General features: G+C 46.4%; 8 protein-coding genes. 4 read left to right on the top strand and 4 right to left on the bottom strand.

Going from position 1 to position 9238, the window contains the following annotated elements:
• Positions 1-296: 296 nt before the first annotated feature.
• Positions 297-1760 (bottom strand): CIA30 family protein, encoded by a 1464-nt coding sequence (locus tag QUB56_RS35060; RefSeq protein ID WP_332960967.1) that lies wholly within the window; start codon positions 1758-1760, stop codon positions 297-299.
• 142 nt (positions 1761-1902) lie between these two features.
• Complete coding sequence (locus QUB56_RS35065) at positions 1903-4425, bottom strand: ATP-binding protein (protein WP_332960968.1); 2523 nt, start codon at positions 4423-4425, stop codon at positions 1903-1905.
• A gap of 492 nt (positions 4426-4917) precedes the next feature.
• On the opposite strand from QUB56_RS35065, the gene QUB56_RS35070 reads away from it, so the two are divergent.
• Positions 4918-5307: a hypothetical protein gene (locus QUB56_RS35070; protein WP_332960969.1), complete on the top strand. Its 390-nt coding sequence runs from the start codon at positions 4918-4920 to the stop codon at positions 5305-5307.
• A gap of 124 nt (positions 5308-5431) precedes the next feature.
• On the opposite strand, the gene QUB56_RS35075 is transcribed toward QUB56_RS35070, so the two are convergent.
• Together QUB56_RS35075 and QUB56_RS35080 are read right to left on the bottom strand one after the other, a co-directional pair.
• A complete protein-coding gene (locus QUB56_RS35075) occupies positions 5432-6289 on the bottom strand; it encodes an Hpt domain-containing protein (protein WP_332960970.1) in 858 nt (285 codons plus the stop codon).
• A 170-nt stretch (positions 6290-6459) separates the two neighbouring features.
• The gene (locus QUB56_RS35080; protein WP_332960971.1) at positions 6460-7386 is read right to left on the bottom strand and encodes a DMT family transporter; all 927 of its coding nucleotides are present in this window, start codon (positions 7384-7386) and stop codon (positions 6460-6462) included.
• Between the two features lie 306 nt (positions 7387-7692).
• Here QUB56_RS35080 and QUB56_RS35085 point away from each other — a divergent pair, with 306 nt between their 5' ends.
• From QUB56_RS35085 to QUB56_RS35095, 3 genes are all read left to right on the top strand, one after another.
• The gene (locus tag QUB56_RS35085) at positions 7693-8496 is read left to right on the top strand and encodes an SDR family oxidoreductase (protein WP_332960972.1); all 804 of its coding nucleotides are present in this window, start codon (positions 7693-7695) and stop codon (positions 8494-8496) included.
• Entirely contained in the window at positions 8469-8852 is a 384-nt protein-coding gene (locus QUB56_RS35090; RefSeq protein ID WP_332960973.1) for a zinc-binding dehydrogenase, read from the top strand. The genes QUB56_RS35085 and QUB56_RS35090 overlap by 28 nt, the downstream gene beginning before the upstream one ends.
• A gap of 136 nt (positions 8853-8988) precedes the next feature.
• Entirely contained in the window at positions 8989-9132 is a 144-nt protein-coding gene (locus QUB56_RS35095; protein WP_332960974.1) for a hypothetical protein, read from the top strand.
• Positions 9133-9238: the final 106 nt, after the last annotated feature.

Raw genomic sequence — 9238 nt, forward strand, 5'->3', positions numbered from 1 at the left:
AACGCATATCCGGAGGCTCTGCCTCCAATTTTCCTACTAACAAGCCAGGCAGAGCCTCTGGACATTGATTCCCAGGCATAGCCTGGAAGTTATAAAACTCGCATTTTACTCGTTAACAGGCTCTGCCTGGTAACGCATATCCGGAGGCTCTGCCTCCAATTTTCCTACTAACAAGCCAGGCAGAGCCTCTGGACATTGATTCCCAGGCCTAGCCTGGAAATTATTGGTAATTTACTCGTTTACTCGTTACCAGGCTCTGCCTGGTAACGAGTATAATCATTTAGGATTGCTATATGTTATTTAACTCCAGAGAACAAACCCTGCCAGTCTCGGGGAGAAGTGCCATTTTCCCCCTCTTTCACCTCAAAAGTAACGTTGCAAGCTTGAGGCTGTTCCAAGGCTTGCACGCACAATTCTGCAATATCTTCCCGACTAACTTTGCCCCTAATATTGTCTCCTTGCTCAAATATTAAAGCTTTGCCGCCCGGTTCTTCAGTCAAAGCGCAAGGTCTGACAACAGTATAAGGTATGCCGCTCGATCGCACACAATCTTCGCCTTTCAACTTCCAAGTCAAAATCCCCCCCAACATATCATTCATTCTGACTGCCGGCGGTTCTTCTTCCAAGTTAATTCCCGGGCGGCCCGGGCGGGTAACTCCTGCCGAACTCACCATCACAAACCGCGGCAAAGTCTGTCCCCCATAAGCTTTAACAGATTCTAACTCGAGTTGAAAAATACCCGGTGTAAATTTCGGGTTGAGCGCGCCGTCATATTCAAACTTGCTCAACATTAACTGAAAAGAAAAAATACTGCTGCCATCAAATTTAGAGCCATCCTTAACAGTTTTCGCGCGGAATACTGGAATTAACTCATCAAAAGGAACAGTGACAGTAATCCAGATATTGTAAACAGTATCAAACGAATAGCAATAGCCAATTCCATCCCATTTAGCTTCGTTGCGAACAATCAATTTGTAGCGCTTGCCGTCTCCTTTGACGCGCAGTTGGAGGCCGCTAAATCCTGCCAACTCGAGCGGAGGATCGAAGTTGCGGGTACGCACCGAAGCAAAGCCGCCCGAGTTGGCAGTAGAAACATTGCCTGTGAATATAGCTGTATTGTCTGTCAGCCCGATCGAACTTTCGCTGGTGCCGCCCATTACGATGTCGTCGAGGGCACCCCAAATTTCTTTTAAATCTTGGCTGGGTTTTGTGAAGTCAAAAATTGTTTTTTCGCCTGGTTGAATTAGCTGGCGGCGAACAGCTTGCACTAAATTATTGAGACCTTTGTATTCCACGATTTCGGGAACATCGACCACTTCCGGCATATAAAATTTCATGCCTTGATAGTATTTTTCCCTGGTTGGGGTGTCTCCTTCTACTGGTTGAACTTTGGTGCCGGTGCAGCAGATAACTGCTTGTATGCCCTCGGTTACTAACCGTGTTAGGGTTTCTGGGAGAGTGATATCTCCTTCGACTAATTCGACATTTTTGCCGAGAATTTCTGTTGCTCTTTTGGTATCTCTGACGAGGCAGCGTACTCTATATCCCCGCTGTTGCAGCCGCTTCACAACTCGCTTCCCCACGCCGCCGGTGGCACCGGCTACCAGTATCAGTTTGGGTTGGTCTTTTTTAGTGTTGCTGCTGCTTCCAAAGAGTTGTTGCAGCCAGCTAATGCTGCCAATGAAGGGAATGACGCCGAAATAAGCCAAGGTTTTGAGAAACCTGCCGGCATCCCATTGGGCGGTATTTTTTTCAGTCACAGTCGCTTCCTCTGAATTGGCTCAAATCTACTTAGCTACTTTTGTATTTTAATTGAATTTTCTATTTTTGAATTTGGGCGACTCCCTACCCTCCCCGAAGGCCCGCGCGAACGGGATAGCAACGCTGGCGCGGACTTCTTTTTCACTTGACAATGGGTTTGGGATGAGTTTGGTTCAAGGGAATCTCAATAATCAACTCGGTTCCCTCTCCGGGGGCTGAATTGCAAGTCAATTTGCCGCGGTGTTGTTCCACCACAATTTCGTGGCTAATCGTCAAACCTATCCCCGCACCTTTGCCCAACGGTTTTGTGGTAAAAAACGGCTCAAATATTTTCTGGCGAACTGTTTGGGTCATGCCCCAACCGTTGTCCTCAATCCGAACTGCTACGGCTTTTTCTCCCGGACAAATTTCAGTCACGATCCGAATTTGTCCGCACTTGACTGGCTCTTCTTTGTCCCCGGACTGCGACGATAAATTATTGTTGGCAAACGCATCTTCTAGAGCATCTATTGCATTTGTCAGTACATTCATAAATACTTGGTTTATTTGAACTGGGTAACACTCAACCAAAGGCAGAGAGCCATATTCTTTGATGAGATGAATTGCGGGGCGATCGGGCTTCGGTTTGAGTCGGTTGCTCAAAATCAGCAAAGCGCTGTCCAATCCGTCGTGAATGTCAACTGGTTTAATGTCTGATTCGTCAATTCTAGAGAAGTTTCGCAGCGACTGAACTATCTCGCGGATGCGGTTAGCTCCTACTTTCATTGAACCCAGCAACTTCGGTAAGTCTTCAACTATAAACTCTAATTCTACTGCTTCTATTTTTGCTTGAATTTCTGGCGAAGCCAACGGATAGTGCTGCTCGTAAAGCTGCAATAAATCGATCATTTTTTGACTGTATTCGTTGGCATAGATAAGATTTCCGTGAATGAAGTTAATCGGGTTAGTGACTTCATAAGCTACCGCCGACACCAACTGTCCCAAACTTGACATTCTTTCGCTTTGCACCAATTGAGTTTGCGCCCGTTTAAGCTCGGTCATTGCTGTTTTTAAATGAGCCGTTTTTTCGCGTTCTCTGGCAACTGATTCTTCTAGTGCTCTATTTAATTTTTCTAGTTTGTCGATTTGGCACAGCACTATATTAATCATTGCTTTTCTCAGTTCCAATGCAGCGTCTATTTCGCATTGTTTCCACGGCAACGATTTGTACCTCACATTTTCTTTCCACAGCTCGAAGGATTTCCGAGGAGACAGTCGATGGTTGCCATCTTCATCTGTTTGAAGTGTTTTGTTGGGGTTGCCCGCCCAATTTACGGTCTTAATTACTTCCGGGCGAAACCACAAAACGTATATTTTCTGAGTCGGCGATATTGCTATGGCCAAACACCCGCTGGCCGTGTCTTTAAATTCCTCAGCTTCTGGATAGCATTTGGTCAGGGAGTCTGTATAAAAAATTTCTTGCTTTAGGTGCTTTTGCACCCACTGAGTTAAGTATTTGAGCGATTCTCCCTGAGGTGTTTGCCCGACTCGATAGCACTGGTCTCCAAATACTATTGCTGCTCCCTGGGCGTTGACTGCTTCCAGCAAATTATGCTGACATTTAACTAACACTTGTGACAAGTTTTCGGAGGTGGATATGTCTTCAAAAATTTTGGTTTGAAGAGATTTTAAGTGTAGTTTGTAGTCGTAGTCTTCGTTTCCTTCTTTTGATTGCAGTTCTAAGGACATTACTTGACCGATAAATTCGCAGGCGGCGCGCAATTCATAGTTGAGGTATTTTGGTGTATAGTTGTGGCAAGCAATCAAGCCCCACAGTTCTTTGTCTTTCATTAACGAGATTGACATGGAAGCTGCAACGCCCATATTTTGCAGGTATTCTATGTGAATGGGAGAAACGCTTCTCAACACGCTGAAACTAAGGTCTACGGGCTGGGTGGTAACAGCATTTTTTCCGGAAACAATGGGGACTGGTTTATAATTAATATCTGGGATTAACCTCAGCCAGTTTAACGAATACAGTTGTCTGGCTTGTTTGGGAATATCTGAGCTGGGGTAGTTTAATCCTAAGAAAGGAGTCAGCTTTTCTGCTTTGTCTTCAGCGATCACAGCGCCGTTGCCTTCGGGGTCAAATTGATAGACCATAACTCTATCAAACCCCGATATTTTCCTAACTTCTTCTACAGTCAGTTGACATAAGTCCTTGAGATTTTTGGCGTTTTGAATTTTGCTGACAGTGGCTCTCACTGAATGATAAAAGCTAAAAACCGAAAGATTTTCTTGGCTGGTGGCTAATTCTAACTCGACCATCAACACTTCTTCTACTCGGTGAAGGATGCAGTCAAATTCTAAAGATTTACCTGGTCTTTCGACATAGAGTTTAATGGGATTGACGGTTTTTAAGTTTTCATTCCGCAAACAAGCCTTGAGTTTTTCTAGTTGAATTGGATCGAATAATAAGCTCAAATCTTGACCGATCGCACTTTCGGGAGCGAATCCTAACAAATGCAGGGTATTTTCGCTGACTTGCAGTATTTCTAGTTGAGGTTCTCGTACAACCAGTAGCACCCCGTGTGGCTGAATGTGTCCCGATATGTGAATGGGTTCTCTATCGCAGTTTGTCAAGTCAACTTCTTCGAGGGCGGGAATTGTGATTTGTCGAGCCATTTTCTTTATTTTCCGATGTACAAATTCGAGAGGGTTCTATTGATTGTAGATGTGAGATCAAATAGGCTTTTCCATAATAATCTCATCTTGTTCGATCGCATAACGGCTCGCTCTCTTGACGGACGCTGACAATCAATCATCCGAGAATCAACGACGCTTCAATGATTGAGTCGAAAATCTGCCTGCTGTTGTGTTGCTGCGAGACCGGCCTCAGCCTTCTTCTATATCTTTTTACCGGTTTGGCTTTTGTATACGCTCGATCCCCGATGTTAATTATGGCAGCAATTGTTGCCATTCTTCAATAAGTTTTAATGATTTTTCACAAAGTTAATATTTGTGGTAAAATTTTGCCAGCAGGAAAAGGGGGAGAGAAATGCGTCTCCAGAGCGGCCTCGGGACGAAAATATTAAGTTAAAGTAATGGTGACCAGCTCTGAAAGTCAAGTCACGTTAAGCTCTTTAAGTATATCCAACAGGCCCGACAATTAGACTAATGCTCGACTTCAATACAGTTACTGAGTTTTCTCATACCTACTGCATAGCTATCTGTGCCTTTTTAGTTCCGGCAAACTTGCTAACTACTTTGCAGACAGCGATTTTGACAGGACTAAACCGACCTCGAATACAAGTTTGGGCGTCTGTGGTTGTGGCGAGCCTTTGGGCGACAGCAATGATATTTCACGTTTTTACATGGTTCGCGATCGGGGTAGTAATGCCTCCGACATACATCTTGCTAGTTATGGCAATCACTTGTCTGACAATTAATGTCTGGGCGATCGCTCATCCTGCAAGCATGATGCAATTAATTCGAGTTGGGGTATCAGTTGTTAGGGGAGCGTTCAGAAGAAAGAAGGATTTAGTTATCTGGGAGAGAAGGATTTAGTTATCTAGGAACTCAAAAAGAAGTTGGACGGGGGTAATGTGAAAGAGATCGGGGAGAATATTGGTTTGACAAGAAAGTTTTCCCTGGTTAAAAATCTGGGCTCAGAGTCCAGATTTTCTCATGCTTATTCCGGTTCGCGATCGCGACAATCTTCCGTTTCCGGGCCGCGGGGATGGATCGTGCAGTTGAGCAGGTAGCCGCCGTCCCTTCTGCCGTAATAGTAGCGGCATCCGGTGCAAATTGCGGGAGGCTCGATCGCACTTTGGTAAACCGGATAATCTCCAGTCGCCAGCAGCGAAAAGTCGCGCTGCGTCTGAACAGTCCCGATAATAGCGCCTGAGAGTTCGACAGCTTGGCGGATGTTTTCGATCCTGGTGTAAGGCGGCAGGTAAAGGTCAATACAAAGGCGTATGCCCAAGCCTTCGTGCTCGTGGCGGGTAATAGTGCCTCCCAGCAAACCGACGCGCGAGACAATAGCCGAGGAAAATTCGCCCAGTGAAGTGCAGTAACCGGAGAAAACGTGAATATGTTCGTCCGTAGTAGCTCTGACAGTCAGGCGAGTGGGAATCAGCACTCTCAGGTAAGCGTCGAGTTCGTCAAAAACCGCTTCCGCGAGGGAGAGCATTTGGTTGGCGTCTTCGTGGTTGAGCCCAAAACCCTTAGAAACCTTGTATACGAGGGCTGCTAAAATCTCAAAAACTTCGATTAACAGCGATTGCAGCCTGCTATCAACGGCTATGGGACATTCTCGGAGCAGTTTTAAATAATGCTCCAAGCGATGGGCAATTCGCTGAATGCTGCTAAATCCCAGCATAGCGGCTCCCCCTTTAATCGAGTGCGAGGCTCGGATCAGGTGGTGTATGCTTTGGGGAGCTGGCACGGTGTTTTGCAGGTTCTGCAAGCCTTGTTCGATGATTTGGAGGTGTTCTGTGGCTTCTTCGAGAAAGTACCCGATGATGCGCTGTAGTTGTTCTGGCAGCATAATTTTATTCTCCGAAAGGCACCCGAGTATCATTAGTCATTAGTCATTAGCCAGACATTTGATAGTTTGGAAGCGATATTTAACTGACGAGTTATTTTTGTTTTTAAACCCTAATCTGTTTCATTCTGACTCACGGCAACTTTCGTGGCAATGTTGAAAAATGTTAACTGTTAACTGTTGACTGTGATTTTTTTTGCTCCGACGGTAGCGGTTGCTACCCCCAACATCAGCACCGCGGCACCTGCGAGTACCGCCAGCGCCGGCACTTCCCCAAACAGCAAATAACCCAAAAAACTCGCCGCCACGGGTTCAAACAAGATGGCAAGAGTTACCAGAGTTGGGGAAATCTGCACTACAGCCCAGTTCAAAATGGTGTGGCCGACTAATTGAGGCAAAGCGGCCGTTAACAAAATATAAAGATATACAATGTGCGAATAATCGGTATAACTGGTGCCGAAGACGAAAGGGAGAGGCAGCAGGACGATCGCAGCAACAGTATAGGCGATCGCGATATAGCCACCAATTCCCAGTCCCCGCCGCTGAGCTTCCCGGCCCAGCAGCAAATACAAGCTGACGGCCCAGGAACCAGCCAGAGCCAGGAAATCGCCCAGCAGTTGGCTGCTGCCGGCATTGGCTGCGCCCGCGCTACCTCGGGCGATCGCCATTCCCCCAGCCAGGGCTATAGTAATGCCAACGATCGACATTTTGCTGAGTTTTTCCCCGAACCAGAAGCGCGACAACAGCGCTACCCAGACAGGATTAGTCGTGACGAGGGCAGTCGAGGCGGCGATCGAAGTATAAGAAAGTGAGGTAATCCAGAGGGCAAAGTGCAGGGCGAGACACAAACCCGCAGCAGCAGCATAGCGCCGAGCTCCAGATTTCAGGGCGTTCCACTGAATTTTCGGCCAAGCCGGCAGCAGAATTAAAGCAGATAAAGTCAGGCGAGAGGCCGCAAGCACTAGACTGAAACCGAAGCCGCCCGCCCCTGCTTCCCTGTTAGCCAGCCGGATTAAGATTGAGGAAGTTGAGACTGCTAAAACGCCAATAATTAATACTAGGGCGATCGACCAATTCGGCCGTTGTTTCGGAAGATTCATTTTTTAGGCATAGGGCATTGGGCATTGGGCATTGGGAAAATTTACAAAGCTATTTTCGCACAAATTATGAATAATTTCTATTCTTTTCTTCTCCTCTCCTCTTCTCTCTTCCTTCGTGTTCTAGCGCTAAGGCGCCTCTTCGCTAACGCTCCGAAAGCGGTTCTTAAAAAAAAGCCCGATCGCGAAACACAAAAAAATCCTATAATCAATACTTCTAAATGTAGAGCGCGCCTAAAATAACCTGACCTTTGTTATAGTTTCAATACCGCAGGAAACAATTTCCCCACTTACAATTTATAACTATCGATGGCTCCTACAGTTTTGATTACAGGCGCTTCACAAGGAAGCGGCAAAGCAACAGCACTTTTATTTGCAAGTAAAGGTTACGATGTGGTGATGGTGGCTCGCCAGCCAGAAAGATTGGCAGCAGCAGCGGCTCAAGTGCAGCGAGAAGGCACTTCGGCTGTAGCTATCCCGGGGGATGTTGGCGACAGTCAACAAGTGCGCGCGATCGTCCAAAAAGCCCTAGATGCCTGCGGCAACATCGATGTTTTGGTTAACAATGCCGGCATTTGTCTCACGGGGGCGATCGAGCAGACTACCTCCGAAGACTGGCAGCAATTAATGAATACCAATTTTTGGGGCTGCGTTAACACAATTCAAGAAATTCTGCCACATTTTATGCCACGAAAAACTGGGACAATAGTCAATGTTGGTTCCATTGGTGGCAAAATGCCCTTGCCTCACATGACTGCTTATTGCGCCAGCAAATATGCAGTAACCGGTTTAACAGAAACTTTGCGATTGGAATTAGCGCCTCAAGGTATTCACGTTTGCGCCGTGCATCCGGGCTTGATTAACAGTGATTTTTTAGAAAGAGCTCAATTTCGCGATCGAGACGAGCCCGCAGTCGAATCGCGCCGCCAGAAAATGACCGAAATGCTGAAATCTGACTGGACAAATCAGCCGGAAGATATTGCTAAAGCTATCTGGGATGCTGTGAAAAATCAGCGTGCAGAAGTTACAGTCGGCCCGGTTTTTTTGGCGTCGGAAGCTTATCGGTTGTTCCCCGGTTTGATGCAGTGGGCAATGGAAAAAGCCCAGTTATAATCCTAATCGGCATCGGCGGTTTGGGACACATGGCGGTGCAATTTGCGAAAAAATTAGGCAACCGCGTTACCGTTTTTACTACTTCCCAAGATCGGGCAGAATTTGCACATAAAATGGGGGCGGACGAAGCTATTGTAGTAGGAAAAGGCGAAATTCCTCAAGCCCCCAGCAGCAAGTTAGATATTTTTTTGAGCACTGTTCCTGCTGCTTTAGATTGGGTTCCGTACATTGATTTTCTCGATTCTGACCAAGAATTTCAAAGGTGGTACCCGCCACGTGATTTATCCGTGAAATCAATCCCAAATCTCAAATCGAAAATCCTCAAGCCCCCGCATTTATCCGTGGGCTCAATCTAAAATCTAAAATCTAAAATCTAAAATCGATTGACGCTGCGCTTGCTTTTGTGGGACTTCCCGACGCACCTTTGAGCATTCCGTTATTTTCGCGGATGGCAAAGCGACGGCGAATTATGGCTTCGCCGGCGATCGCGCTATGATTAATGAAATGCTGGCAATTGCAGAGAAGTTTGGGATTGAGCCGATTATCGAAGTTTTTGCGATCGCACAAGCGAATGAAGCCATGCAGAAAGTCCGCGACAATCAAGTGCGCTATCGCGCAGTTTTGACAGTCAGTTAGGAATGAGAATTAAATAACTTCCACTCTTGAAAGTGGGATGGGCGTCCCGCCCGTCCAAAAAGGACGGGCGGGACGCCCATCCCACAATAATAATTAAAATTCTAAG

The organism is Microcoleus sp. AR_TQ3_B6 (assembly GCF_036702785.1).
In the GTDB taxonomy this organism is placed as follows: domain Bacteria; phylum Cyanobacteriota; class Cyanobacteriia; order Cyanobacteriales; family Microcoleaceae; genus Microcoleus.